This is a genomic window from Nonomuraea sp. PA05 (genome assembly GCF_008086045.1).
Classification (GTDB): Bacteria; Actinomycetota; Actinomycetes; order Streptosporangiales; family Streptosporangiaceae; genus Nonomuraea; species Nonomuraea monospora.
Genome location: NZ_VSEY01000006.1, coordinates 326,059 through 350,461, shown reverse-complemented (window position 1 = coordinate 350,461; position 24,403 = coordinate 326,059). Strand labels below are relative to the sequence as shown.

At 71.6% G+C, this 24,403-nt stretch carries 27 protein-coding genes; 15 read left to right on the top strand and 12 right to left on the bottom strand.

Annotation, left to right across the window (positions count from 1 at the left end; all coding sequences use genetic code 11):
• Positions 1-36 precede the first annotated feature (36 nt).
• The gene (locus FXF51_RS12490; RefSeq protein WP_148434438.1) at positions 37-1,128 is read right to left on the bottom strand and encodes a ring-opening amidohydrolase; all 1,092 of its coding nucleotides are present in this window, start codon (positions 1,126-1,128) and stop codon (positions 37-39) included.
• A 125-nt stretch (positions 1,129-1,253) separates the two neighbouring features.
• Here FXF51_RS12490 and FXF51_RS12485 point away from each other — a divergent pair, with 125 nt between their 5' ends.
• Both FXF51_RS12485 and FXF51_RS12480 read left to right on the top strand, forming a co-directional pair.
• Positions 1,254-1,934, top strand: coding sequence for an alpha/beta fold hydrolase (locus FXF51_RS12485; RefSeq protein ID WP_148434437.1), 681 nt, complete (start codon positions 1,254-1,256; stop codon positions 1,932-1,934).
• Positions 1,935-2,128: 194 nt separating this feature from the next.
• Positions 2,129-3,397: an FUSC family protein gene (locus tag FXF51_RS12480; RefSeq protein WP_262379466.1), complete on the top strand. Its 1,269-nt coding sequence runs from the start codon at positions 2,129-2,131 to the stop codon at positions 3,395-3,397.
• A 15-nt stretch (positions 3,398-3,412) separates the two neighbouring features.
• Here FXF51_RS12480 and FXF51_RS12475 read toward each other — a convergent pair whose 3' ends face one another.
• The gene (locus FXF51_RS12475; RefSeq protein ID WP_148434436.1) at positions 3,413-3,787 is read right to left on the bottom strand and encodes a type II toxin-antitoxin system death-on-curing family toxin; all 375 of its coding nucleotides are present in this window, start codon (positions 3,785-3,787) and stop codon (positions 3,413-3,415) included.
• A 269-nt stretch (positions 3,788-4,056) separates the two neighbouring features.
• Here FXF51_RS12475 and FXF51_RS62565 point away from each other — a divergent pair, with 269 nt between their 5' ends.
• Genes FXF51_RS62565 through FXF51_RS12465 form a run of 3 tightly spaced genes read left to right on the top strand, consistent with a single transcriptional unit; the run spans position 4,057 to position 4,804 of the window.
• Entirely contained in the window at positions 4,057-4,182 is a 126-nt protein-coding gene (locus tag FXF51_RS62565) for an Atu4866 domain-containing protein (RefSeq protein ID WP_262379475.1), read from the top strand.
• Entirely contained in the window at positions 4,124-4,261 is a 138-nt protein-coding gene (locus FXF51_RS61845) for an Atu4866 domain-containing protein (RefSeq protein ID WP_262379473.1), read from the top strand. Before FXF51_RS62565 ends, FXF51_RS61845 begins: the two co-directional genes overlap by 59 nt.
• Positions 4,262-4,285: 24 nt before the next feature.
• On the top strand, positions 4,286-4,804 hold the full coding sequence (locus FXF51_RS12465) for a hypothetical protein (RefSeq protein WP_148434435.1): 519 nt from the start codon (positions 4,286-4,288) through the stop codon (positions 4,802-4,804).
• Positions 4,805-4,832: 28 nt separating this feature from the next.
• On the opposite strand, the gene FXF51_RS12460 is transcribed toward FXF51_RS12465, so the two are convergent.
• Positions 4,833-5,999: a pyridoxal phosphate-dependent aminotransferase gene (locus FXF51_RS12460; RefSeq protein WP_148434434.1), complete on the bottom strand. Its 1,167-nt coding sequence runs from the start codon at positions 5,997-5,999 to the stop codon at positions 4,833-4,835.
• A gap of 25 nt (positions 6,000-6,024) precedes the next feature.
• On the opposite strand from FXF51_RS12460, the gene FXF51_RS12455 reads away from it, so the two are divergent.
• From FXF51_RS12455 to FXF51_RS12425, 7 genes are read left to right on the top strand one after another with little or no spacing between them, the layout of a single operon-like run.
• Entirely contained in the window at positions 6,025-7,722 is a 1,698-nt protein-coding gene (locus FXF51_RS12455) for an alpha/beta hydrolase (protein ID WP_148434433.1), read from the top strand.
• Positions 7,698-8,654 carry a DUF418 domain-containing protein gene (locus FXF51_RS12450; RefSeq protein ID WP_187414330.1) on the top strand — a complete coding sequence of 319 codons (957 nt, stop codon included), beginning with the start codon at positions 7,698-7,700 and terminating at the stop codon, positions 8,652-8,654. Before FXF51_RS12455 ends, FXF51_RS12450 begins: the two co-directional genes overlap by 25 nt.
• Positions 8,614-9,390: a carbon-nitrogen hydrolase family protein gene (locus FXF51_RS12445; RefSeq protein WP_148434431.1), complete on the top strand. Its 777-nt coding sequence runs from the start codon at positions 8,614-8,616 to the stop codon at positions 9,388-9,390. The genes FXF51_RS12450 and FXF51_RS12445 overlap by 41 nt, the downstream gene beginning before the upstream one ends.
• A 46-nt stretch (positions 9,391-9,436) precedes the next feature.
• A complete protein-coding gene (locus FXF51_RS12440; RefSeq protein ID WP_262379465.1) occupies positions 9,437-9,883 on the top strand; it encodes a hypothetical protein in 447 nt (148 codons plus the stop codon).
• Positions 9,880-10,275: a hypothetical protein gene (locus FXF51_RS12435; RefSeq protein ID WP_148434430.1), complete on the top strand. Its 396-nt coding sequence runs from the start codon at positions 9,880-9,882 to the stop codon at positions 10,273-10,275. The genes FXF51_RS12440 and FXF51_RS12435 overlap by 4 nt, the downstream gene beginning before the upstream one ends.
• Before the next feature lie 34 nt (positions 10,276-10,309).
• Positions 10,310-10,807 carry a sigma-70 family RNA polymerase sigma factor gene (locus tag FXF51_RS12430; protein WP_262379464.1) on the top strand — a complete coding sequence of 166 codons (498 nt, stop codon included), beginning with the start codon at positions 10,310-10,312 and terminating at the stop codon, positions 10,805-10,807.
• Positions 10,804-12,717, top strand: a complete 1,914-nt coding sequence (locus FXF51_RS12425; RefSeq protein ID WP_148434429.1) for a hypothetical protein — start codon at positions 10,804-10,806, stop codon at positions 12,715-12,717. Before FXF51_RS12430 ends, FXF51_RS12425 begins: the two co-directional genes overlap by 4 nt.
• Here the strand turns inward: FXF51_RS12425 and FXF51_RS12420 are convergent.
• Both FXF51_RS12420 and FXF51_RS12415 read right to left on the bottom strand, forming a co-directional pair.
• Positions 12,714-14,198: a carboxyl transferase domain-containing protein gene (locus FXF51_RS12420; protein ID WP_148434428.1), complete on the bottom strand. Its 1,485-nt coding sequence runs from the start codon at positions 14,196-14,198 to the stop codon at positions 12,714-12,716. The two genes, FXF51_RS12425 and FXF51_RS12420, sit on opposite strands and share 4 nt — an antisense overlap.
• A 74-nt stretch (positions 14,199-14,272) precedes the next feature.
• Positions 14,273-15,430, bottom strand: coding sequence for a CaiB/BaiF CoA transferase family protein (locus FXF51_RS12415; protein WP_148434427.1), 1,158 nt, complete (start codon positions 15,428-15,430; stop codon positions 14,273-14,275).
• Positions 15,431-15,507: 77 nt separating this feature from the next.
• Between FXF51_RS12415 and FXF51_RS12410 the strand changes: the two genes are divergently transcribed.
• On the top strand, positions 15,508-16,038 hold the full coding sequence (locus tag FXF51_RS12410) for a uridine kinase (RefSeq protein WP_148434426.1): 531 nt from the start codon (positions 15,508-15,510) through the stop codon (positions 16,036-16,038).
• 11 nt (positions 16,039-16,049) lie between these two features.
• On the opposite strand, the gene FXF51_RS12405 is transcribed toward FXF51_RS12410, so the two are convergent.
• Positions 16,050-16,715, bottom strand: a complete 666-nt coding sequence (locus FXF51_RS12405) for a histidine phosphatase family protein (protein WP_187414329.1) — start codon at positions 16,713-16,715, stop codon at positions 16,050-16,052.
• A gap of 22 nt (positions 16,716-16,737) precedes the next feature.
• On the opposite strand from FXF51_RS12405, the gene FXF51_RS12400 reads away from it, so the two are divergent.
• Complete coding sequence (locus tag FXF51_RS12400; RefSeq protein ID WP_148434424.1) at positions 16,738-17,607, top strand: NAD(P)-dependent oxidoreductase; 870 nt, start codon at positions 16,738-16,740, stop codon at positions 17,605-17,607.
• A gap of 110 nt (positions 17,608-17,717) precedes the next feature.
• On the opposite strand, the gene FXF51_RS12395 is transcribed toward FXF51_RS12400, so the two are convergent.
• The 4 genes from FXF51_RS12395 to FXF51_RS12380 are packed head-to-tail and all read right to left on the bottom strand — an operon-like array spanning position 17,718 to position 22,476.
• Positions 17,718-18,287 carry a hypothetical protein gene (locus tag FXF51_RS12395; RefSeq protein ID WP_148434423.1) on the bottom strand — a complete coding sequence of 190 codons (570 nt, stop codon included), beginning with the start codon at positions 18,285-18,287 and terminating at the stop codon, positions 17,718-17,720.
• A gap of 45 nt (positions 18,288-18,332) precedes the next feature.
• Positions 18,333-20,141, bottom strand: coding sequence for a hydantoinase B/oxoprolinase family protein (locus FXF51_RS12390; RefSeq protein ID WP_148434422.1), 1,809 nt, complete (start codon positions 20,139-20,141; stop codon positions 18,333-18,335).
• Entirely contained in the window at positions 20,134-22,134 is a 2,001-nt protein-coding gene (locus tag FXF51_RS12385) for a hydantoinase/oxoprolinase family protein (protein WP_148434421.1), read from the bottom strand. Before FXF51_RS12385 ends, FXF51_RS12390 begins: the two co-directional genes overlap by 8 nt.
• 6 nt (positions 22,135-22,140) lie before the next feature.
• A complete protein-coding gene (locus FXF51_RS12380) occupies positions 22,141-22,476 on the bottom strand; it encodes a hypothetical protein (RefSeq protein WP_262379463.1) in 336 nt (111 codons plus the stop codon).
• Between the two features lie 126 nt (positions 22,477-22,602).
• Here FXF51_RS12380 and FXF51_RS12375 point away from each other — a divergent pair, with 126 nt between their 5' ends.
• Positions 22,603-23,262 carry a thymidine kinase gene (locus tag FXF51_RS12375; RefSeq protein ID WP_187414328.1) on the top strand — a complete coding sequence of 220 codons (660 nt, stop codon included), beginning with the start codon at positions 22,603-22,605 and terminating at the stop codon, positions 23,260-23,262.
• On the opposite strand, the gene FXF51_RS12370 is transcribed toward FXF51_RS12375, so the two are convergent.
• Positions 23,251-23,673, bottom strand: coding sequence for a MarR family winged helix-turn-helix transcriptional regulator (locus FXF51_RS12370; RefSeq protein WP_222871253.1), 423 nt, complete (start codon positions 23,671-23,673; stop codon positions 23,251-23,253). The two genes, FXF51_RS12375 and FXF51_RS12370, sit on opposite strands and share 12 nt — an antisense overlap.
• A gap of 29 nt (positions 23,674-23,702) precedes the next feature.
• A complete protein-coding gene (locus FXF51_RS12365) occupies positions 23,703-24,374 on the bottom strand; it encodes a DsbA family protein (RefSeq protein ID WP_148434419.1) in 672 nt (223 codons plus the stop codon).
• Between the last annotated feature and the right edge of the window lie 29 nt (positions 24,375-24,403).

The window sequence follows — 24,403 nt, the reverse complement described above, 5'->3', positions numbered from 1 at the left end:
TCACCGAAAGGCCCGAGTTGTATGACTCCCGATGAATCAGCCCAGGTCGGCGATCGCCGCCACCGGCCCACCGCCCGACGGCCCCTGGTGCACGGCCGCCACCGACACGAACACCGCCGGATCCCCGGTGACCGAGGCGGCCACCCCGCCCACGGCAGCCTTGATCTGCCGGTGCCAGTGCACGTCCGAGTCGTCCAGCATGATGTTGCGCCGCCCGCGCACCCGCCCCGACGGGTCGGCCTCGCACTTCATGAACACGTTCACCAGCCGCCCCCCGAGGTCCGACGGGTGGGGCCGGTCGGGCAGGGAGATGCCTGAGTCGCGGATGGCGTCCCAGATGCCGTCGGCGTCCAGCGCGTCCTTCATGACGCTGTGCCCGATGCGGTACCGCCCGCCGATCCCCCGCACGTTCCCGACCAGCACGATCTGCGCCCGGTCCAGCTCCACCCCGGACGAGCAGGAGGCGACGGACGAGTACAGCGACAGGTCCTTGTGGATCTGGCCGGCGGACGGCATCTCGATCTCGCCGAGCGCGACGGCGATGCCGAGGGCGGTGGTGGAGTTGGACAGGTCCATGGAGGGGCCGGTCTCCTCGATGGCGGTGTCCTGGCCGCGGCTCTTGGCGTCGGTGATGGTGGCCAGCGTGAGCAGCGGCGTCTTGGTCTGGACGTAGTGGACGTCGCGCGGGTCGTCGATGCCGGCGATCTTCATGGCCTCCCGTACGCCGGCGGCGACCTTCTCCACCATGGCGGGACGGCCGATGTCCTCGGGCAGGATGACCTCGCTCATCGCGACGCCCACGGACAGCCGGGGCTCCTCCGAGGCGGGGGCGTCGGCCGTGGTGGCGAAGACGGTGGCGTGCGGGCTGAGGATGCCGTCCGTGCCGCCCGACCAGACCAGCGGGACGCTCTCCGGCGACGGATGCCCGTGAGTGGCCAGGACCTCGCGGAAGGCGCGGTCGGCGAGGATGCGGGTGTAGTCGTTGACGCCGCCGTTGCCCTCGGTCTTGCCGATGACGGCCAGCACCCGGTCCGCCTCGATCACGCCGTCGGCGATGAGCCTGGCCAGGCCGGAGGCGTCGGTGACGCTCTCGATCGGCACCTTGCGCACTTCGATCGGGTCCGGCATGCGTAGCCCTTTCTGCTGGCGGCGGGTCCCCACGCTACCGAGCCGGCCGGCGGGGTTCATGGTCAATGTGTGCCCATGAAGACCGGGCGTGATGTCAAGGTGCGCTGACGTCGTAGGGTCGGGCTGTGATTCGCGACGCGCACGTCAACGGGCTCAGGCTCGTCTACCGCGAGGAGGGCGACCCCTCCTCTCCCCCGCTGATGCTGATCCACGGCCGCACCGCCGACCACAACGACTGGAACGGCATCACCCAGCACTTCGCCGGCCGCTACCACGTGTTCGTGCCCGACATGCGCGGCCACGGGGCCAGCGACCACCCGGGCGAGTACCCGCTGCCGGGCATGGCGGCGGACGTGGTGGCGCTGCTCGACCACCTGGGCGTCGAGCGGGTCACGCTCATCGGGCATTCGCTCGGCGGCGTGATCGCCGCTCTCGTGGCGGCCGGGCATCCGGAACGGATCGAGCGGCTCGTGCTGGAGGACCCGCCGCCCGCGTACGCGCTGATGGGGCGCCCGCCGATCGTGGAGGACGACTCGACCGGGTTCGACTGGCGGATGGTGCACCAGACCGAACGGCAGATGCTCGAACCCGACCCGGCGTGGGGCGAAGGGCTGAAGGAGATCACGGCGCCCACGCTGGTGCTGTCGGGGACGCTCAGCCCGTTCGAGCCGGACGTGGCGGCGCGGATCCCGGCGGCGGAGCTGGTCAGGATCGAGGCCGGGCACCTGGTCCACATGGACGCCCGCAAGGAGTTCCTGCGCGCGGTGGACACCTTCCTGGGGAAGGCTCCTCAGACCCGAGGCTGAGCGGGGCGCGGGGGTGGCCGGCTCCGGTCGATCATCGTGGCCCTGCTCCAGGCGACGGGCACCGAACGCGAGGAGGCCGTCGCCGCGCTCCCGCCCCTGGACGTCCCTCCGGAGCCACCTCCCACACCTGACGAAATGGACTTAGCTGGGGCAAACGTGACCTTACTGTCATAAAGATCCGCCATGGTGGAGGGGTGCTAAACAGGCTCAGCGATCTCGTCAAGGAACGGCTGGGCACGTTCGGCCTCACGGCGCCGTCGATCGCGCAGTGCGCGGTGGGCTCCGCTCTGGCCTGGACCGCCGCCATCGAGCTGCTCGGCCACCCCGCCCCGTTCTTCGCCCCCATCTCCGTGCTGATCTGCGTGGGCGTCGGCCTCGGTCAGCGGCTGCGGCGGGTCGTCGAGCTGGTCGTCGGGGTCAGCCTGGGCGTCGGCGTCGGCGACCTGCTGGTGTCGTGGATCGGCTCCGGCGCCTGGCAGCTCGCGCTCGTCGTCGCCCTCGCCATGACGGTGGCCGTGCTGCTCAACAGCGGAGCCCTGTTCGTCGCCCAGGCCGGCTCGTCTGCCGTGCTGGTCGCCACCCTGGTGCCCGGCGACGGCGCCGGCGGCCTCGACCGTATGGCCGACGCGCTCACCGGCGGCGTCATCGGGATCGCGGCCGTCGCGCTGCTGCCCGCCAGCCCGTACGCGATCGCGGCCAAACACCTGTCGGGCGTGCTCGACGCGCTGTCCACGGTGCTCGAACGGGCGGCGGAGGCCATCGAGAAACGCGACGCCGACCTGGCGGCCGAAGCGCTGGAGGAGGCACGCACGACGCAGACGGCGGTGGAGGAGTTCGAGGCGGCGCTGGAGACCAGCAAGGAGATCACGATGATCTCGCCGCTGCACTGGCACCGGCGGGCCCGCCTGGCCCGCTACGAGACCGCCGCCGTGCCGGTGGACCTGGCGCTGCGCAACGCCCGCGTGCTCAGCAGGCGCACCCTGGCCTCCCTCGGCGAGGCCAGCCCGCCGCCCGCCGCGCTGGCGGAGGCGATGCGCGAGGTGTCGGAGGCGGCGCTGCTGCTGCAACTGGAGCTGGGCGCCGGGCGTGAGCCTGCCCTGGCCCGGCAGGCGCTGCTGGCGGTGGCGGCCAGGGAGCGGCCCGCGCGGCTGGGGTTCTCGGCGCATGTGATCATCGCGCAGTTGCGGTCGGTGGTGGTGGATCTGCTGCAGGCGACGGGGATGGAGCATGAGGAGGCCACGGCGGCGCTGACACCGCTGGATGAGGCGGGCGTGGGCAACGGGGCGGGCGTGGGCAACGGAGCGGGCACCCGGGGCGGGGGCGGCTCGAGTGGACAGGCCGACCCAGGCGAACAGGCCGGCACAGACGGACGGGCCGATGTGGGCGAACAGGCCGGCCCGAACGGACAGGCCGATGTGGGTGACCGAGCCGGTGCGAGCGACGAGGCGACGCGGCGGGGGTGACGGGCCTGCGCGGGCTCAGGTGAAGGTGCGCGGGACGGCGGCGATCTCGTCCACTTCGGTGAGCTTGCCGGAGGCCACGGCGACGACGAAGTCGTAGGCGACATCGTCGTCGGCAGGGTCGAGCTCGATGCCGTTCTTGGCCAGGAAGACGTAGGTGAGGAGCCAGCCCGCACGCTTGTTGCCGTCGACGAACGGACGGTTCGCGACGATCGAGTGGAGCACCGCGGCGGCCTTCACGAACAGGTCAGGGTAGGCGTCCTGGCCGAAGAGGGAGGTCTGCGGTCGTTGCAGGGCCGCCTCGAGGAGGCCAAGGTCACGCACCTCGATCGGGCCTCCGACGGCGACACGGGCAACCCGCAGCCCCTGCTCCAGGCTGATGTAGGCGGTCACTCGCCGAGCCTGCGCAACAGGTCGGCGAAGCGCTGGGCGCCCTTTTGAGCAAGGACGTCGGTGAGCTCGTCATCGGAGACTCGCTGGAGATACTCGTCGATCGCTCGCAGCGCTATGCCCCAAGCGTAGACGCGAGGCGGTATCACCGCGATACCACCACGGAGGGCTTATCTCCCATCACTTTCCGTTGAACGGACTTGCGGAATTCGCTTGCCTGGGTGCGTCCCTCCTAGGAACGTCTCATCACTCCCTCCGGCCTGCTCACCGCGATGACCGCCTGCGCCGACGGCGGCCGTGCCTCGAAGCGCACGCCGGAGCGCGCGAGCGCGTCCCCGCATCCGTACGTCGGCATGTGGGTCACCGCCGACGGCCGCGTCAGGCAGGAACTACGATGACGCCGGGTTCACCGCCACCGGCGATGTCCGGGACGGCGTGCTCTACCACGAGCACCTCGTCCTCTACCGGGAGGGGTGACGAAATCAGACTAAAGTGCGCCGGATGGGAGACCTGTACGAGCTCGCGCTGTCGCTGGACCTCAGCGCCGACCTCACCGAGGACGAGCTGGCCGAGCTGCGCTGGCACACGGGCCAGGGGCCGCGCCCGCAACGACTGCCGATCGGCAGCGACCACTACCTGGAGGCCTACCCGCTGGGCGACCCCGACGACCCGGCCTGCGAGTGGGACACCGTGGAGCCGGATCCCCTCCTGGCGGGACGCGGTGCGGGGTGGCAGGTGGGGGGCGCGCTCGTGGCCGAGCTGGTCAGGCGGAAGAATCCGGACGGCTGGGCGCTGACGGCGCGCCAGTCCGTGCATCCCGACAGCTTCTACCTGCTCAGGACGCTGCTGGGCTGGCTCGGCCGCCGCTCGCCGCACGCCGGGACGGGCGGCGTCGAGTTCTTCGTCGGCTACCTGCGCTTCTGCGAGAGCGCGGAGATCGCTCCGCTCGTCCTGCTGGACGGGCGGATCGGGGTGCCTGCGGACATCGAGGCGCACACCCCGTACTGGGAGGGCGCCTGACGAAGCACCGCGGCCGTGCGCGGTGCGATCAGGAGGACAGGCGCTTCAGCCGGGTCACCGCCTCGTCGATGACCTCGTCCTTCTTGCAGAAGGCGAACCGCACGAAGTGCCGCCCCCGCTCGGCGTGGTCGTAGAACACCTGCGTCGGGATGGCCACCACACCCGCCAGCTCGGGCAGCCGCCGCGTCAGGTCGAGCCCGTCGGAGAAGCCCAGCGGCCGGATGTCGGTCTGCACGAAGTACGTGCCCGCGGGCCGCAGCACGGAGAAGCCCGCCGCCGACAGCCCTTCCATCAGCCGGTCGCGCTTGTCCTGGAGGCCGGCGGCGAGGGCGGCCACCCACTCCATCTCGTGCCGCAGCCCGTAGGCGACGGCAAGCTGCCACGGCGCGCTCGCGGTGAAGGTGAGGAACTGCTTGACCGTCTGCACCGCCGTGATCAGCGAGGCGGGCGCGCACACCCAGCCGGTCTTCCAGCCGGTGACCGAGAACGTCTTCCCCGCGGACGAGATCATCAGCGTGCGTTCGCGCATGCCGGGCAGCGTGGCCATCGGCACGTGCTCGACCCCGTCGAAGGTGAGGTGCTCGTACACCTCGTCGGTGATCGCGATCAGCCCGTGCTCCTGGCAGAGCTCGGCGATGACGGTCAGCTCGTCGCGGGTGAAGACGGTGCCGGTGGGGTTGTGCGGCGAGTTGACCAGGATGGCGCGGGTGCGCGGGGTGACGGCGGCGCGCAGCTCGCCGGGGTCGAAGGTGAAGCGCCCCTCGACCGGTCTGAGCGTGACGGCCACGAGCCGGGCCTGGGCCAGCGCGATCGAGGCGGCGTAGGAGTCGTAGTAGGGCTCGAAGGCGATCACCTCGTCGCCCGGCTCGCACAGCGCGAGCACGCCTGCCGCGATGGCCTCGGTGGCGCCCACCGTGACCATGATCTCGCCGACCGGGTCGTAGGTGAGCCCGTAGCGTGCCACCCGGTGCTCCGACACCGCCTGCCGCAGCTCCAGCACCCCCGGCCCCGGCGGGTACTGGTTGGCGCCCGCGCCGATGGCCTGGACGGCCCGGTCGAGCATGGCGGCCGGACCGTCGGTGTCGGGGAAGCCCTGCCCGAGGTTGATCGATCCGGTCTGGACGGCGAGTGCGCTCATCTCCGCGAAAATGGTCGTGCCGAAGGCGCGCATCCTGCTGACAAGTGGTTCGGTCACGGCTCCACACTATTAGTCTCGTCCCGTGATCATTCGGGTCGTGCTCGCCCTCGCCCTGTCCGTGCCTCCCGTCATGACCTCGGCCGCGGCCCCGTCGGCCCCCTGCCCCGTCCCCGTTCCCGTCCGTACGAGCTGTGGTTTCCTGGAGGTTCCCGAGCGCAGGGACGCCCCGGAGCGGACGATCAAGGTCGGGTACGCCGTGCACCTGTCGACGGCCGCCGACCGCAAGCCCGACCCGATCGTGTACATGAGCGGCGGCCCCGGATCGGCGTCGATGCAGCTCACGGCGTTCCTGAGCCAGATGTTCCCGGACCGGGACGTGGTAACCGTCGAGCAGCGCGGCAGCAGGTACTCCGAGCCGACGCTGGCCTGCCCCGAGACGGCGCAGGCGCTGCTCGGGCAGCTCAGGCAGCCGCGGGCGGACGTGGCGGACGCCGCGCGGCGCTGCCGCGAGCGGCTCGCCGAGCAGGGCGTGGACCTGCGCGGCTACAACACGAAGGAGATCGCGGCGGACGTCGTCGCGTTACGGCGGCGGCTCGGGTACGCGTCGTGGAACCTCTTCGGCGTCAGCTACTCGACCAGGGTCATGATGGACGTGGCCGCGGCCGACCCCGAGGGGGTGCGGTCGGTGGTGCTCGACTCGTACCTGCCGGAGGGCGTTGCCTGGTACGACGACGCCGAGCGGAACCTGGGCGACACGATGGCGCTGCTGGGGGTGCGCGAGGCGTACGAGAGCATGGTGGCGCGGCTCAACCGCGAGCCCGCCGTGGTGCCGGTGCTGGATCCGCTGGCGGGGCGGGAGTTCGCGGCGCGGATGCGCGGCGACGACGTGGCCGCGATCCTGGCGGAGGCGCTGCACGAGGCGGAGGTCGCCGCCGTGGTGCCGGCGATGGTGCGGGCGCTGGCCACCGGGCACGACGAGCTGCTGCGGCCGCTGGCGGACGCGGTGGGCGAGGGGCTGACCTCGCACGAGTTCGGGCTGTATCACGCGGTGCAGTGCCAGGACGAGGTCCCGTCCAACACCCTCAAGCAATCCCGGCTTTTCACCATAAATGCGGATAAGGCGGTGTGTGATGCGTGGCGGCTGCCGAAGAGCGCGGCCGTGAACGCCACCACCAAGGCCCCCGTCTACGTGCTCGGCGGCCAGTACGACCCCACCACGCCCCCGAGAACCTCGGGCCCGGCCGCCGAGTCCCTGCCCGACGGGCGCTTCCAGCAGCTCGCCGGCCTCTCCCACGCCGTCTTCCTGACCAGCGCCTGCGCCCGTCAGGGGATCGCCGCCTTCCTCGCCGACCCCGCCCGCCAGTCCCTCGGCCTGTGCGCCCCGCCGGACATCCAGCCGGGCGGCCTGCACGTGACCGCCGCGCCGTACCAGATCTCCCGGTCCCCGTGGACGGCCGCGCCCCTGGGCCTGTTCGCGCTGGCCTGCCTCCTCCAGCTCGTCACGGCCGCGCTGAAGGGCCGGGCGCTGGCCGCGTTCGGCGGGCTGGCGGGCGTGGCGTTCGCCGGCGTCGTCACCCAGTCCGTCGTCGCCCTGCTCGGCAGGAACGAGACCGCGCTGGCCGTCGGCCTGCCCGACCTGGTGGTGCCCTACAGCTCGATCGCGGTGCTCTCCGCCATACTGACCGCTGCGGCCCTGTTCAGAGACCGCAGATGGCCGCAAATCGCGGCAACCGTCATCAGTGGCGGATTCCTCGTATGGTGGTTCACCTGGGTCCTGTAAAGACGCGCATTCGTGAGCTCGACGCCCTACGCGGCTTCGCGGTGGGCGGCATCATGCTGGTCAACACCTGGCAGCACGTCGAGGTCAAGAAGGCGCACCCCGTCGGGCTCGACTGGTTCGCCGAGGGCCTGTTCCAGAGCCGGTTCTATCCGATCTTCTCGCTGCTGTTCGGCATCAGCTTCCTGCTGTTCCTCCAGGGCAACAGCCGGTGGGCGCTGCTGAGCAGGTTGTTCTGGCTGTTCTGCTTCGGGGTGATCCAGCACCAGTTCTACGAGGGCGAGGTGCTGACCGACTACGCCTTCTACGGCGCGCTGGTGCTGCTGCCCGCCTCGTTCCTGGCCGAGGGGCTGCCCGTGCTGCTGCTGGGCGTGGCGGGGGTCGGATGGGCGCTGATGCCCGGGGTGGGCGGCGGGCCGTTGCTGATCCCCGGCCTGTTCCTGGTCGGCATGGGCCTGTGGCAGCTACGGCCGCCGAGGTCGCTGCTGCTGCCCGCGTTCGCGGTCACCGCCCTGGCCTCCGTGCTGCTGACGATGGCGTGGGCGAGCACCAACGACTGGACCGTCTACAGCGTGGCCGCGCTGGCGGGCGCGGCGGCGTACTCGCTGGGGCTGTTGCTGATCCTGCAGCCGTGGCTGTCGGCGGTGCTGGAGCCGCTGGGCAGGATGGCGCTGACGAACTACGTCTCCGGTACCGCCGTCATCGTCCTGGCGCTGCCGCTGCTGGAGTCGGACCGCACCCGGTGGTCGGTCGTCGGGCTGGCGGCGGTCACGCTGCTCGCGCAGGTGCTGTTCAGCAGGTGGTGGCTGGTGAACTTCAGGTACGGCCCGCTCGAATGGATATGGCGGTGCCTGACCTGGTTTCGACTGGTGCCCAACCGGTTAAAGTCGGGCCGTGACGAGAATCGCCCTCTGCCAGATCCCGGTGTCCCCTGACCCGTCCACGAACCTCAAGAGGGTCAGGGAAGCACTCGCGTCCGCCGAAGGCGCCGATCTGGCGATCTTTCCCGAGGCCACGCTGACCCGGTACGGCCGGCGGATCACCACGCTGGCCGAGCCGCTGGACGGGCCGTTCGTGTCGGGGCTGGCCGACTCGGCCCGCGAGCACGGGCTGGCGGTGATCGCGGGCGTGTTCGAGCCCGGGGAGGATCGCGTGCACAACACAGCGGTGGCGATCGACGGTCAGGGCGAGATCAGGGCGGCGTACCGGAAGATCCACCTGTTCGACTCGTTCGGCGCGAAGGAGTCCGACCTGGTGGCGCCCGGCGCCGAGCCGGCCGTGGTGGAGCTGGCGGGCGTCAGGGTCGGGCTGATCACCTGCTACGACATCCGTTTCCCCGAGCTGGCCAGGGCGCTGGTCGACCAGGGAGCCGAGTTGTTCGCGGTGATCGCCGCCTGGGGCTCGGGGCCGCTCAAGGAGGACCACTGGGTGACCCTCGTCAGGGCGCGGGCGCTGGAGAACACCATGTGGACGGCCGCCGTCGGCCAGGCGCCCAACCCGGCCGAGTCGTCCGACGGCTTCGGGGTGGGCCGCAGCATGCTGGTCGACCCGCTCGGCGTGGTGCGCTCCGACCTGGGCACCGGCCCCGGCGTGCGGATCGTCGAGGTGGACGAGGAGTGGACGGCCACCGCCAGGGCGACGCTGCCGTGCCTCGAACACCGGGTGCTGTGACCCCCGCGCGGTCCATCCGAGGGTCAAGCGATCGTAAAGTAGGACTGTGAGCGGAACGCAGATGCAGAAGGTGGTCCCGCCGCGTCTGCTCGTGCCATACCTGTCGGGCAAGCGCACGGTCATCTCGGGTTACGTCTACCGGGTGCAGGATTGTGTCAGGCTGACCACCCCTGAGGCCCTCTACTACGGGCTCGACCTGTCCTTCGACGGGTCCGAGCTGTTCGCCGAGGTGCCGGAGCTGTACATGATGCGCTGGTTCGCCCGCGACGTCGACACCTACGCGGTGCCGTACGGGCCGCACATGGGCGGCGACTGGAGCGACGCGCCGCCGTTCGCGGGCAACGGGTTCACCACGTCGTCGGAGCACGTGGTGCCCCAGTTCCACACCGTTCCGATGCCGATCCCGGCCGGGGCGGAGATCGTGCACGTCACCGGCGAGGGCGAGCGGCCCTACGCCGAGTACGACGGGCTGACCTGGCGGCCGGCCGCATGAGCGACGAGATCGCGCCGGTCGCCTCCGGCTTCGTGGCCCGCTTCGGCGAGCACACCCTGCCGGCCGCGCTCGGCCCCGACAACGACCAGGTCGTGCTGTTCAGCGAGGAGAAGCTGGAGGGCTTCGAGTCCGCCTCCGGCTACTGGCGGCGGGTGGTGCCCCGCTCACAGGTCGAGTGGCTGGTGCTGATCCGCACGGTGGGCGCGTTCGGCGGCGAGCCGTGCATCGTGCTCGACGAGGACGACGACGGCCTGCACATCGCCTACACCGGGCACAGCGGGATGAAGGCCGAGGCGCTCGGCTACTGGATGGTCGACCACGGCGCGTACGAGGTCGTGGTGCCCCGCGAGGAGGTCTTCTCCATCCGCGTCGAAAGGATTCCGGTCCCTTAGTCAACGATCGGCGCGTCCGCGTGTCCTAAGGGATGTGACCGAAACAGCGACCATGGCGCAGCCGTCGTTCGCCGAGCTGTTCGCGGCCCAGTACCACTCCCTGGTACGCCTGGCCGGGCTGCTCGGCGCGGACGATCCTGAGGACATCGCCCAGGAGGCGTTCGCCCGGCTGCACTCGCGGCGGCTGCGCGACGACGGGGCCGCGATGGCCTATCTCCGCGCCACCGACTGCAACCTGACCCGCAACCGCCTGCGGCACCTGCGCCTCATCAGGCTGCGCCGTCCCGACCCTCCCGAGCCCGTCCGCAGCAGCGAGCACACCGTGCTCGTCTCCGAGGAGCACCGCGAGCTGCTCGCGGCCGTGAGCCGTTTACCGCGCCGCCAGCGCGAGGCACTCGTCCTGCGGTACTGGCTGGACCTGTCGGAGCGCGAGATCGCCGACGCGATGGGCGTCTCGCCCGGATCGGTGAAGACCCACGCCAGCCGGGCGCTGGCGGCCCTGGGCAGGGCGCTGAAGGAGGAGGAACGGTGAATGATCTGGAAGAGCGCCTGCGGGCCGCGTTCGACGCCCGGGCCAGGACCTTCGAGACCAGCCCTGACGCCTGGCTGCGGGTGCGTGAACGCCGACCGCGCCGGTACCTGGCGCTGCGCCTGGCCGCCGCGGCGCTGCCGGTGGCGCTGCTGGCCGTGTTCGTTCCCGTCCTGCTCGACGGGGGCCTGGGCAGGAACACCGCGGCCGACACCGACGCCGTCTACCAGCAGCTCATGCGGGACAGGACGCCGGCCGGTGAGCAGGTGAGCGTGGCCAACCCGACGGAGGGCAAGCCGCTGCGGCTCTGGTTCGCCAAGGCGCGGGCAGGCCATCCCGAGCTCTGCTTCGTGCTGGAGCGCGCGGGCGCGCAGGCGGACGGGAACTGCTCCGCCGTCACGGAGGAGGAGGCGGGGGCGGAGGCCTGGTTCGCCGGCAGCACCCTGCGCGGCGGGGCGGAGACCGCGATGGACTGGGGCGTGGCGGTGCGGGACGTCGGCGGGGTCACCGGGGTGGCCGGTGACGGGCAGCGCTTCCCCGGCACGCTGCTGAGGCCGGCCGGGGCGCCGTACGCGATCTGGACCGTGACCTATCCCGCCCGGCACGCGGTGTCGGCGATCGAGCTCGCGGACGGCGAGGGCAGGGCGATCGGGTCGTCGCCGCGCGCCCTGATGGAGGGGCAGGAGGCGGGCGAGGATCTCGGCCCGGCCCTGGAGCTGCCCGCCGGCGTCACCGCGCACGCGAGGCGGTCGGCGCAGGTCACCATGATCCTCTGGACCCGGCAGGGCGCGCACCTGGTTTCCAGCGCCGCCGTGCTGAACGAGCCGGTGTCCGTGATGCGGGGCGGGGACGCGATCATGGGTCTGGCCCGCGAGAACGTGGCCAAGGTCGGCTTCGTCTTCGCCGACGGGACGACGGCGGAGACCGGGGCCACGCCTGATCGGTGGAACCTGGGGCTCAGGCTGTTCGCCGTGGAGGACCCGGCCGCGAGCCCGCCGGGCCGCTTCACGACGGTCGCCTACGACGCGTCCGGTGCGGAGATCTGGCGCGACGAGGCTTCGAGCACGGAGAATTTCCAGCCGGTCGGCGAGGTGATGACCATCCCGGGCACCGAGGGCTCCGCCGAGCCGGTGCGCGCCTGGTTCGCCAGGATCAACATGAAGGGCGGTCGCGGCGACGCCTTCACTCTGTGCAGGTCGGGCCTGTTCTCCGGGGCCGGCACGCTGTGCTCGGGCGCCCGCCTGGACTACCCCTTCTCCGCGCACAAGGTGACCACGTACCTGCCGGACCCGGGCACCGTCACCTATCTCGGGGTCGCTCACGAGGAGTGGAAGTCGGTGACGGCGGTGCTCTCCGACGGGCGCCGGGTGGAGGCCGCGTTCCTGCGCGGCACGGGCGCCCCGGCCCCCATCTGGCACCTCACGATCCCGTACGGCGACGTGACCGTCGCGGCCTTCACCCTGCAGCCGCAGGACGGGCCGCTGGAGCGGCATCCGGAGCCGGACAGAACCTGCGGGCGCAGAGCCGTGAGCGTCGAGCGCCAGCGACTGGCGGCGGGCGTGAGCGCCGTCGTGGCCGAGCCCTCCTGCCTGGCCTTCTTCGAGGGCGGCCAGGTGGAGACGTCGCTGCCCGGGCCGCTGCCCGGTGAGAAGCTGAGCGACCTGCTCGGCCCGGACCAGCCGGTGCGGTGGGGGCGCGGTAAGGACACCTGGTACGGCTACGCGCCCGCCGGCACGGCCAGGGTCGAGCTGGTCACCTCCAACGGCCTCACCGGCACCGCCGAGGCCGTGCCCGACCGGTTCGGGCAGGGCGTGACGCTGTTCGCCGCCCGGATCCCCGAGGGCGGCGACCTGTCGGCGGGCATGGTCGTCAAGGGCTTCGACGCCGGCGGCCGGCAGCTCTGGAAGTACTAGCCCAGGTTGCGGTAACGGGCCTGGCGGGCCGCGAAGCGGTCGGCCGGGCTCACCCGCAGCAGCCCCGCGATCTCGTACTCCAGCGCCCGCCCCACCCTCTCGCAGAACTGCCTGGGCTCGTAGGCGGCGTCGGGCAGCTCGGGGATCACCCGGTCGGCGATGCCGTCGCGGCGCAGATCGGTGGCGCGGATGTGCTGCGCCTGGGCGATCTCGGGGGCGAAGTCGACCGAGCGGTAGAGGATGGCGGAGGCGCCCTCGGGCGGCAGCGGCGCCAGCCAGGCGTGCTGCGCGCACAGCACCCGGTCGGCGGGCAGCAGCGCCAGCGCCGCGCCGCCCGCGCCCTCGCCGAGCAGCAGGCAGACGGTCGGCGCGTCGAGCGTGAGCAGCTCGGCCAGGCAGCGGGCGATCTCGGCGGCCAGCCCGCCCTCCTCGGCCGCCTTCGACAGGTCGGCCCCGGCCGTGTCGATCACGGTGACCAGGGGCAGCCCCAGCTCGGCGGCCAGCCGCATGCCGCGCCTGGCCACCCGCAGCCCGGCCGGGCCGAGCGGTGAGTTGGTGCGCTGCAGCCGCCGGTCCTGGCCGAGCACCACCGCCGGCGCGGTGCCGAACCTGGCCAGCGCCAGCAGCAGCCCCGGCTCGTTCTTGCCCTCCCCGGTGCCGCTGAGCGGCGTCACCTCGGTGGCGGCGAGCTTGAGCAGCGTACGTACGCCAGGCCGGTCGTCACGCCGGGACCGGGTGATCGCCTCCCACGCCTCCACCGGCCGCAGGTCCTCCTCGGGCGGCTCGCCCGCCTCGATGGCCGAGCGGTCGGCGGCGAGCACGGTCAGCGCCCTGACCGCCACCTCCCGCGCCTCCTCGGCCGAGACCACCGCGTCGAGCAGGCCCTTGCCGTGCAGGTTCTCCGCCACCTGGACGCCCTCGGGGAACGTGTAACCGTGCAGCGACTCGAACACCCGCGGCCCCAGGAACCCGATCAGCGCTCCCGGCTCGGCCACCGTGACGTGCCCGAGCGACCCCCAGGACGCGAACACCCCGCCGGTCGTCGGGTGCCGCAGATACACCAGGTACGGCAGGCCGACCGCCCGGTGCGCCTGGATCGCCGCGGTGATCTTCACCATCTGGACGAACGCGAGCGCGCCCTCCTGCATGCGTGTGCCACCCGAGGCGGGCAGCGCCAGCAGCGGCAGCCGCTCGCGGGTGGCCCGCTCGGCCGCGGTCACGAACCGCTCGGCCGCCACCACCCCGATCGAGCCCGCCATGAACGAGAACTCGCACGCCGCGACGGCCACCCTGCGCCCGTCGAGCAGCCCCTCGCCGGTGATCACGGCCTCGTCGTAGCCGGACTTGACGCGGGCCGCGGCCAGCTCGTCGGCGTAGGAGGAGCCGGGCTCGGCCGGATCGGCGGGCGGCGCGTCCCACGACTTCCACGACCCCCGGTCGAGGATCGTTTCGATCAGTGTGCGCGCGTCCGGACGGCTCACTATCGCTCCCTAGAGGTCAGCCAACGTTGCAATGTTGACGCATGAGCGCCCCGGCCGGTGCCGCCTGTTCGCGATCATCTTTCGCGCTCCTCCAGCCAGCCGAGCACGGCCTCGCCGTCCTGGCCGAGCGCGGGCGGCGCGGTGTGCTCGAACCCGGTCAGCCCGTCGAAGCGCAGCGGCGGGCCCGGCAGCTCGATCGTGCCCAGCACCGGGTGCTCCACCTCGACGACCAGGCCCTGCGAGCGGGTCTGCTCCCACGCGTAGACCTCGTCGAGCGTCCTGATCGCGCCCGCGGGCACGCCCGCCCCGGCCAGCCTCGCCAGCCAGTGGTCGCGGTCGTGCGCGGCCAGGGCCTTCTCCATGTCGGCGATCAGCTCGTCGCGGTGGGCGAACCTGTCGCGGTTGGTGGCGTAGCGGGGCTGCTCAGGGTCGAGGTCGAGGAGCGCGGCGACCTTGCGCCACTGGCCGTCGTTGGCGGCGGCGATCTGCAGCATGCCGTCGGAGCAGCGGAAGGCGCCGTAGGGGGCGATGGAGGCGTGGTGATTGCCGCCCGCGGCGGGCACCTTGCCGCCGACCGTCCAGGCGGTGCCGTGGTAGGAGTGCACGCCGGTGATCGCGGCGAGCAGCGAGGTGCGCACGACCCGGCCCTTGCCGGTGCGGGCGCGCTCGTGCAGCGCGGCGACGACGCCGTACGCGCCGTACATGCCGGCCAGCAGGTCGCCGATGGAGGCGCCGACGCGGTACGGCTCGTCGGGCGAGGGGCCGGTCAGCGACATCAGGCCGCCCTCGCCCTGAGCGATCTGGTCGTAGCCCGGACGGCCGCCCTCGGGCCCGTCATGGCCGAAACCCGTGATCGACAGGACGACCAGGCGCGGGTTGAGCTCGTGCAGGCGCTCGACGGTGAAGCCGAGGCGGTCGAGCACGCCGGTGCGGAAGTTCTCCACGAGGACGTCGCTCTGGCGTACGAGACGCTCGATGAGCTGCTTGCCCTCGGCGGACTTGAGGTCGACGGCGATGGACTGCTTGTTGCGGTTGGCCGCCAGGAAGTAAGTCGAAATATCGTGATCCGGCCCGACGAACGGCGGCCCCCAGCCGCGCGACTCGTCGCCCCCGTCCGGATGCTCGACTTTGATCACCCGAGCGCCCAGGTCACCGAGCATCTGCGCGGCGTGCGGCCCCGCCAGGGCCCTGGACAGATCGAGCACGACGATGTCACCGAGGGGTCCGAGCAAGATCCAACCTCCTGCTTGCGTTCGGGGTGAAAGCACATTCTCTCAGGCGGGCGTCTCCCGTCACCTACCCTGGGTCGGTGAAAGACCTGGCCTCTCGCATTTCCCGGCTGCGCCCCTCCTGCGGCCCCGTCCGGCTGGTGGCCGTGGACGGGCCCGCCGGATCGGGCAAGACGACCTTCTCGGGACGGCTGGCGGCGGAGCTGGGTTGCCAGGTGATCCACAGCGACGACTTCCCCGTGCCGTGGGAGGCGGGGCCCGGCGGCTGGTTCCACGCCCTGGAGTCCCAGGTGCTGCGCCCGCTCCAACGCGGGCTCCCCGGAGGTTTCCGCAGGTACGACTGGGTGCGGGAGGCCTACGCCGAGCAGGTGGCCGTGCCCGTCGCGCCCGTCCTGGTCATCGAGGGCGTCGGGACGGCTCGGGCCTCGGTGGCGGAGCTGCTCGCGTACACCGTCTGGGTGGAGGCCGCCGAGCCGGTGCGCCTGGCGCGGGTCCTGGCCCGCGACGGCGCCGCGCTGGAGCCGCGCTGGCGCGAGTGGTTCACGGCCGAACGGGCCTGGTTCGCCGCCGACCACACCCGGGAACGGGCCGACCTGGTGGTCACGACGTGAGGCGGCCTCACTTACGACGTGAGGTGGCCGACGTCGTTGAAGCTGAGCAGCTCGCCGGCGCGCCACACGGACACTGAGGCGTTCAGCACCGGTGCGAACTCCAGCACGGCCGCCAGCTCCGCGTCCGGCCGCCCGTCGAGCACGTGACGCAGCGCCAGCACCACCGAGTCGTGCGCGACGATCAGCACCCGCCGCCCGCTCGCCCGCCCGTCCAGGTCGCGCAGGAACCCGCGCAGCCGCACCACAACGTCGGCCAGCGACTCGCCGCCGGGCGGACGGAACGCGTAGGCGCCCTCCGCCTCGCGCCGCGCCAGCTCCCCTGGGTGCCGCTCCCTGATCGCCGCCAGGTTGAGCTGCGCGAACGCGCCCGCCTCCTGATCCCTGAGCCGCCCGTCCACGGTCACCGGCAGCGGCCCCGCACCCCACGCCTCCTGGGCCAGCTTCCAGGTGTCGAGCGCGCGCAGGTACGGCGAGCACCACACCAGCTCGGGCGCCTCGTCCCCCGGCAGGGCCGCCAGCAGCCCGCCGAGCGCCGCCGCCTGCGCCCTGCCCAGCTCCGTCAGCGTCACCTCGTCGTCGCCCCGCTCGTAGACCAGGGGCGTCTCGCCCGCCTGCCGGTGCGCCAGGTTGGCCTCGCTCTCGCCGTGCCGCACCGCCATGATCCGTTCGGGGCCCATGCGCTGATCGTACGGTGGGGGCATGACTTCTGTCGCAGTACTCGGAACGGGGCTCATGGGGCTGCCCATGGGCCGGAACCTGGCCAGGGCCGGCATGCGGGTGACGGCGTGGAACCGTACCAGGGACAAGGCCCTCCCGCTGGAGGCGGACGGCGCGGCCGTCGCGCACTCCCCCGCCGAGGCCGTCGAGGGCGCCGACGTGGTCGTCACCATGCTGAGCGACGGCGACGCCGTGCACGAGGCCGTCACGGCCGCCGCCCCTGGGCTCAGGGCGGGGCAGGTGTGGGCGCAGATGAGCACGGTCGGCGTGGCCGCCGTGGACCGGCTGTCGGCGCTGGCCGCCGAGCACGGGCTCACGTTCGTGGACGCGCCCGTCCAGGGCACCCGGCAGCCCGCCGAACAGGGCACGCTCGTCATCCTCGCCTCCGGCCCCTCGTCGGCGCGGGAAGCGCTGGAGCCGGTGTTCGGGGCGCTCGGGCAGCGGACGCTCTGGCTCGGCGACGCGGGGGCCGGCACGCGGCTCAAGATGGCCACCGTCAGCTACGGCATCTCGCTGACGGCCGTGGTGGCCGAGGCGCTGTCGCTCGCCCGGGGGCTCGGGCTCGACCCGGACCTGGTGCGGCAGGTCATCGGCGGGGGGCCGATGGACAGCGCCTACTTCCAGGCCAAGGCGGCGGCCATCCTGTCAGGCGACTTCGCGCCGTCCTTCACCGTGCGCAACGCGGAGAAGGACACGCGGCTGATCCGGGAGGCCGGTGAGGGGGCGGGGGTGCGGCTGGATGTGGTGGCGGCGGCCGGGGAGAGGCTCCGGCGGGCGGAGGCTGGGGGGCATGGGGATGAGGACATGGCGGCTACGTATTTCGCGAGCTTCGACGAGGCGCATTCGGGGTGACTTATCGTGTGCGGCCGGGTACAGTAAGAGCAGGCCGCCCTCCTGCGGGGGGGATGGAAGTGGGCCCGGGTGTACTGCCGGAATTGACAGGAGCCCGGGCTTCGCGCTTTTCAGCGGATTTCCACGCTGTGCACGAGCATATTGACCTCCAGCTGACTCCAGAACCTGTCGTCACCGCGCTCGGCAAGCGACTTCGCTCCAGCGATGATGTCCGGCAGCCACAGCAGCGGCTCGGACTTGGGATCGCACCACGACAGCTGCAACCTGGGCGGTATCGAGTGACGACCCTTGAGAGCGACCGCCAGCTCGTGATCCCTCTGGTCGAGCTCGCGGTCCCGGCGTTCAAAGACCACGTCCACCACATGGTGGTCGCCCAGTTCCCAAAGCAAGCACTGCATGCACTTCCGGCGAGCCCGTTCCTGTCGCTTCGGGTCGAGACGGGACCCGGCCACAACGATGCCTGAGGGTCGCAACGCCGCGATCGCCTCGACGAGCTGGGTTCTACGCTTGTCATTCTCGTCACGCCAGTGCAAGCGGGGCTGCCTGCGCAGCAGCAGAGCGCGCAGCTCGGCACGGTAACGATCGGCCTGGTGCGGTGCTACCAGCACCGCCGCCAGCAGATAAACGCTTCTCGCGAGCACCATGGACTCATCGACATAAGCCGAGAACGGGAGGATCACGAGGGATCATGCTAGCCCTCCCGAATACGAAGCGTGTTCAACTCCTCACAATTCGTCCACCTCCGCATACCCCCTCCCCCCCGAAAGCCTCGCGTACCCCGGCCCCCGATCGAAGAACCGATCCCCCGGCGGCCGCAACCGCGCCCGCAGCTCCGCCGTCCCCCGCTCATCGATCCGATCCCCGTCCAGCACCACCCCGTAATCCCCCAGCGCCCCCGCGATGGACACCTTCCCGTCCCGCACGTCGGCGGCCACCGCCCGGGGATCCCGGTCGTACGGCGACCCCCACCCGCCCCCGCCGGTGGTGCGGATCCTGATGAGGTCGCCGGCCTGCACCTGGTGGTCGTCCACCAGCCCTTCCATCTCCTTGCCCGCGATCTCGACCCGGAACGGCCGTCCGGCGAGCCCGCCGTTGACGCCCCAGCAGGACAGGATGGAGCGGTCGGCGATCGACATGTACGAGGCGTCGCGCAGCATCCGGATGTGCTTGTCGTAGCCGAGCCCGCCCCGGTACATGCCCGGCCCGCCCGAGTCGCAGGCCAGGGCGAGGCGTTCGACCCGGAACGGCCAGCGGGCCTCGGCGAACTCGACGGGGATGTTGCGGGAGTCGGGCACCACGTGGATGGTGTCCTCCCCGTCGGCGTACCAGCGTCCGCCTGAGCCGCCGCCGAGCACTTCGCGCATGAGGTACTGCTGCCCGTCGGCGTCGGCGCCGTACACGCCCGTGTAGCGGATGGTCTCCTGGTCGGCGGGCATGCGGCCGCCGGTGGCCTTGGCCAGGACGCCGGCGAGGACGCCGAGAAGGCGGAGGATGACGAACGTTCGGGCGTTGGTCGGGGCGGGGAAGACGGGGGTGAGGAGGGTGCCCTTCTCGGGGAAGATCATTTTGATGAGGGGCACCACTCCCTCGTTGACGTCCAGTTCGGCCATGCGTTCCGGGGTGTCGGCCAGGTTGCGCAGGACGGGGGCCAGCCACTTCTTGAGGAACACGCCGTCGGCGTAGTCACCGGCGTGGTTGATGGGGCCCTTGGCCTGGGGTGAGGTGCCGGTGAAGTCGATGGTCAGGGGCGCGTCGGCGGCGTGGTCGACGGTGAGGGTGATGCGCTGGGCGTGCAGGCGGGGCTCGTCGACGCCGTCGTGTTCGGCGTAGTCCTCCCACACGTACGAGCCTTCGGGGATCTTGGCCAGCAGTTCCCTGCGGAACGTCTCGGTCGTCTTGCCGATGATCGCGTCGAAGCACTCCTCGACGGCCTGCTTGCCGTACCGTTCGAACAGCTCGCCGAGCCGCCGCGCGCCCATGAGGCAGGCCGAGCACTCGGCGTCGAGGTCGCCGGCGAGGCTGTCGGGCATGCGGGAGTTGCGGGTCATGATGCGCAGCGCGGCCTCGTTGGGCACGCCCTGGTCCCACAGCTTGATCGGCGGGACCATCAGCCCTTCCTCGTAGACCGAGCGGGCGTGGGACGGCATGGAGCCGGGCACCGAGCCGCCGATGTCGTCGTGGTGGCCGAACGCCTGCACGAAGGCCACCACGGAGTCCTCGTGGAAGACCGGGACGGTGACGCACAGGTCGGGCAGGTGGCCGATGCCGCCTTCTGACAGGTAGACGTCGTTGTGGAAGTAGACGTCGCCCGGCTTCATGGTCTCGATCGGGAAGTCGCGCACGACGGGCTGGACGAGCGCGCTGTAGGAGCGGCCGGTGAGCTTGCGCAGCCGTACGTCGTGGATGCCCGCGCGGAAGTCGTGCGCGTCGCGGATCATCGGCGAGCGGGCCGTGCGGGCGATGGCGGTCTCGACCTCCTTCTCGACGGAGGCGAGGGTCCCTTCGACGATCTCCACCAGGATGGGATCAGTCACGGCTTATCTCCACATTTCCGTATTCGTCGAGCTTGGCGGTGAAGCCAGGGTGGACGGGGATCGTCGAGCCGTACTCCTCGATCACCGCCGGCCCCTGCACCGTGGCGCCGGGGCCGAGGGCGGCGCGCTGGTGGATCGGGGTGTCGCGGGTCTCGTCGAAGTGCACGGGACGCACCGACGTGGCGCCCTCGCCGGCCTTGTCCAGGCGGCGGATGACCGGGCGGTTGATCGGGCCGATGCCGGAGACGCGCAGGTTCACCCATTCGACGCCGTGCCGAGGGTCGTCGCGGTAGGCGTAGCCGTACAGCTTCTCGTGGGCGTCGTGGAAGCGCGAGATCACCTCGGCGTGCCAGTCGTCGTCGATCTCCCCGGCGGGGGCGGGCACGCGCACCTCGTAGGCCTGGCCGTAGTACCGCAGGTCGGCGCTGCGCTGGTAGACCGGGTCGTCGAAGCCCTCGCGGTCGAGTGCCTCGCCCGCCTGATGCTCCAGGTCGTGGAAGATCTCCACGGCCTTGCCGAGCGAGAGGTCGCGGGTGACGTACGTCCGCACGTAGTCGTTCTTGACGTCCACCGTGAGCAGCCCGAACGCCGAGACGTTGCCCGGATCGCGCGGCACGATCACCGACGGCAGGCCGAGGATGTCGATCAGCCGGCACGCCAGCAGCGGCCCCGACCCGCCGAACGTGACCAGCGGGAAGTCCCGCACGTCCAGCCCGCGCTTGACGGTGAGCTGCCTGATCGCGTTGCTCTGGTTGAAGGCGCTGATCTCCAGGATGCCGGTCGCCGTGCGCTCCGGGGTGAGGCCGAGCTTGTCGGCCAGGGCCTTGACCCCGGTCCCGGCGGCCTCCACGTCCAGCGGGATCTCCCCGCCGAGCAGGTGCGGCGGGATCCGGCCGAGGAACACGTGCGCGTCCGTCACCGTCACCTCGGTCCCGCCCTTGCCGTAGCAGAGGGGGCCCGGGTCGGCGCCGGCGGAGCGGGGCCCCACCTTTAGCGTGCCCTCGGGCGAGATCCAGGCGACCGAGCCGCCGCCCGCTCCGACCGTGATGATGTCGATCATCGGGATCTTGCACGGGTAGCGGCCGACGGCTCCCTCGGTGGTGATGGAGGGCTCGCCGTCGATCACCACGGCCACGTCGGTCGAGGTGCCGCCGCCGTCCAGGGTGATCACCGACTCGTGGCCGGCGGTGGAGGCGATCAGCGCCGCGCCCAGCGCGCCCGCCGCCGGTCCCGACAGGACGGTGGTGATGGGCTGGTTGACGACCTCGCGGGCCGACAGCACGCCGCCGTTGGACTTCATCACCGAGAACGGCATGCCGAGCCGGTTCGACAGGGTCGCGATGTAGCTGCGCATGGCGGGCTTGACGGCGGCGTCCACGAGGGTGGTGACCGAGCGCTCGTACTCGCGGTACTCCCGCAGCACGTCGCTGGACAGCGAGATCACCGCATCGGGGTGCTCGCGCCAGAGCACCTCGCGCATGCGGCGCTCGTGCTCGGGGTTGGCGTAGGAGTGCAGGAAGCAGACCCCGATCGCGGTGATGCCCCTGGCCCTGAACCAGCGGGCCACCTCCACGGCCTGCTCGTCGGAGAACGGCCGCACCTCGTTGCCGAGGTGGTCGAGCCGCCCGCCGACGGTCTTGACCTGGTGCACGGGAACGATCCTGGGCGGCTTGACCCAGAAGTAGGAGTTGCCGTAGCCGTCGGGCACGCTCTGCCTGGCGATCTCCAGGACGAACTCGAACCCCTCGGTCGTGATGAAGCCCAGGTTCTGGATCCGGTCCTCCAGGAGCCGGTTCGTGGCCACCGTGGTGCCGTGCACGATGGCGGCGACGTCCAGCCGCCCGAGCTTCTCGACGCCCGCCAGGAAGCCGTCGGCCGGGTTCGCCGGGGTCGAGGGGGTCTTCGTGGTGTGGATCTCACCGGTCTCCTCGTCCACCGCCACGACGTCGGTGAAGGTTCCTCCGGTGTCCACTCCGATACGCACGCTACGCATGGCTCCTCAGCTCCGGCGACGGCCGAGCACTTCGTCGATGACTCGGGGCGCGTTCGTGGGGCCCACGTACGCCGCCAGGCGCACCACCATCTCCTGTGTCCTGGCCAGCTCGGCCTCCACCCTGGCCTTGCCCGACTGGCCGGCCTGGACTCCGAAGTAAGCCCCGATGATGGTACCGATCACCCCCGCCACACCGGCGAACAGCGCGGCGAGCTCCCCCGTGGCGAACACGGCGGCGCCGAACGCGATGAGCAGCGCGATGATGCCCGCCACCACGACCAGGAAGCCGTAACGCCAGCGGGTGGCGTCCGCCTGGGCCGCCGTGAGATCGTCCTGCCTCATCAACCCATCGAGCGGCGACGGCTCGGACGGTGGTTTGTCGGTGACCACAGATTCCTCCTGAACAACTACAGGGGAGAAATGTCCCACGAGGTCATGGAACAAGCCAAGCCACTAAGCTGACGGCCCGTGACCGAACTGTCTGCCTTGTCTGCCGCGCCGTCCAGCGCTCGAGATGCCGTACTGAAGTTCTACTTCGGCCCCATGGACTGCGGGAAGTCCACCCTGGCGCTGCAGATGAACTACAACCACGGACGGCAGGGCAGGCGCGGCCTGGTGCTGACCAAGCACGACCGATCGGGCGGGCCGAAACTCACCAGCCGGATCGGGCTCGGGCTGGAGGCGATCGAGGTGGAGGACTCCCTCGACCTCGTACGGCTGGTGACCGCGCACGACCGCGTCGACTACCTCATCTGCGACGAGGCCTGCTTCTACACCGTCGAGCAGATCGAGCAGCTCGCCGACCTGGTGGACGCCTACGGCGTGGACGTCTACGCGTTCGGGCTGGCCTCCGACTTCAGGTCGGTGATGTTCCCGGCGGCGCAGCGGCTGTTCGAGCTGGCCGACGAGGTGTGCCGGCTGCAGGTCGAGGTGTTGTGCTGGTGCGGGCGTCCAGGGCAGCTCAACGCCAGGATCGTGGGCGGGACGATGGCGCGTACGGGCGAGCAGGTCGTGATCGGGGACACCGACGACGCGCCCGTGCGCTACCAGGTGCTCTGCCGCCGCCACCACCGCGCCGGCCAGCTCGGCGAGGGCGTCATGAGCTCGGATGAGGGGTCAGCCGCCTGAGCGGCGCGGGATCAGGAGCTCCAGGGCGTCCCTGAACAGCCTGGCGTCGCCTTCGGGCAGCGGCGCCAGGAACTCCTCCTCGACGCCCGCCACGACCCGTCTGGCCTCCGCGAGCACCTCGCAGCCGCGCTCGGTCGGCTCCACGATGTTCTTGCGCCGGTCGGCGGGGTGCGGCCGGCGCCCGACGAGGCCCTTGCGCTCCAGCCCGTCGACCATGGCCACCATGGTCGTCCGGTCGATCCCCATCCGCTGGGCCGCCTCCAGCTGTGACAGCGGCTCGGAGCCGCCCAGCACGGACAGCACCCCGAACTCTCTCCCGTCGATGCCGCACGGCTCCAGCGCCGGCCCCATCAGGTCGGACAGGCGCTGGTTGGCGTGCTTGAGCAGGTAGGCAAGGCTGCGACTGGACACCCTGCGATTCTCCCATTCCGGGAAATCAGTCAGACCGCGCAGTACCCGTCGTCGTCGCACCCGTCGCCCTGCGCGCCGAGCCGGGTGATCGGCGTCTGCCCGGTACGCTCCGCCACCTCGTCGATCGCGGCCGAGAAGGCGTCCTCCGGCTGCGCGCCCGACACGGCGTACTTGCCCTCGAACAGGAACAGCGGCACCCCGGAGATGCCCAGCGAGCGCGCCCTGGCGAGCTGCTCACGCACCTCGTCGCCGCCCTCGCCGGAGTCGCGCACGCCTGCTTCGGCGGCGAGCTCGCCGAGCACGCCCGGGTCGGCCACGTTGCGCCCCTCGGCGAAGTACGCGCGAAACAGCCGCCCGGCCATCTCCTCGCCGAGCCCCTGCCGGGTGGCGACCTCGATCAGGCGGTGCGCCTCGAACGTGGCGGCGTTGACGGCCTTGTCGTAGTTCAGCTCCAGCCCCTCGTCGGTGGCGGCGCCGACGACCCGCTCGACCATCTGCCGCGCGTTCGGGCCGAACTTGCGCTCCAGCGCCGGGATCAGCGGCTCACCCTCGACCGGCGCGTCCGGATTGAGCTGGTACGGCCGCATCGTCACCTCGATCGTGCCGCCCTTGGCCCTGAACCGCTCGGCGGCCCTGGCGAACCGGGCATGCCCGATGTAGCACCAGGGGCACACGACATCCGAAAAAATCTCGACCTTCATACCGGTGGACAACCCGCCCGCGCCCACCG

Excerpts from the sequence above, each read along its gene's own strand:
- FXF51_RS12400 (WP_148434424.1), top strand. The coding sequence starts at position 16,738 with ATGACTTCTGTCGCAGTACTCGGAACGGGGCTCATGGGGCTGCCCATG.
- FXF51_RS12435 (WP_148434430.1), top strand. The coding sequence starts at position 9,880 with ATGAGCGACGAGATCGCGCCGGTCGCCTCCGGCTTCGTGGCCCGCTTC.
- FXF51_RS12385 (WP_148434421.1), bottom strand. The coding sequence starts at position 22,134 with ATGCGTAGCGTGCGTATCGGAGTGGACACCGGAGGAACCTTCACCGAC.
- FXF51_RS12450 (WP_187414330.1), top strand. The coding sequence starts at position 7,698 with ATGGTGGTTCACCTGGGTCCTGTAAAGACGCGCATTCGTGAGCTCGAC.
- FXF51_RS12405 (WP_187414329.1), bottom strand. The coding sequence starts at position 16,715 with ATGGGCCCCGAACGGATCATGGCGGTGCGGCACGGCGAGAGCGAGGCC.
- FXF51_RS12465 (WP_148434435.1), top strand. The coding sequence starts at position 4,286 with ATGGGAGACCTGTACGAGCTCGCGCTGTCGCTGGACCTCAGCGCCGAC.
- FXF51_RS12380 (WP_262379463.1), bottom strand. The coding sequence starts at position 22,476 with ATGAGGCAGGACGATCTCACGGCGGCCCAGGCGGACGCCACCCGCTGG.
- FXF51_RS12490 (WP_148434438.1), bottom strand. The coding sequence starts at position 1,128 with ATGCCGGACCCGATCGAAGTGCGCAAGGTGCCGATCGAGAGCGTCACC.
- FXF51_RS62565 (WP_262379475.1), top strand. The coding sequence starts at position 4,057 with ATGACCGCCTGCGCCGACGGCGGCCGTGCCTCGAAGCGCACGCCGGAG.
- FXF51_RS12365 (WP_148434419.1), bottom strand. The coding sequence starts at position 24,374 with ATGAAGGTCGAGATTTTTTCGGATGTCGTGTGCCCCTGGTGCTACATC.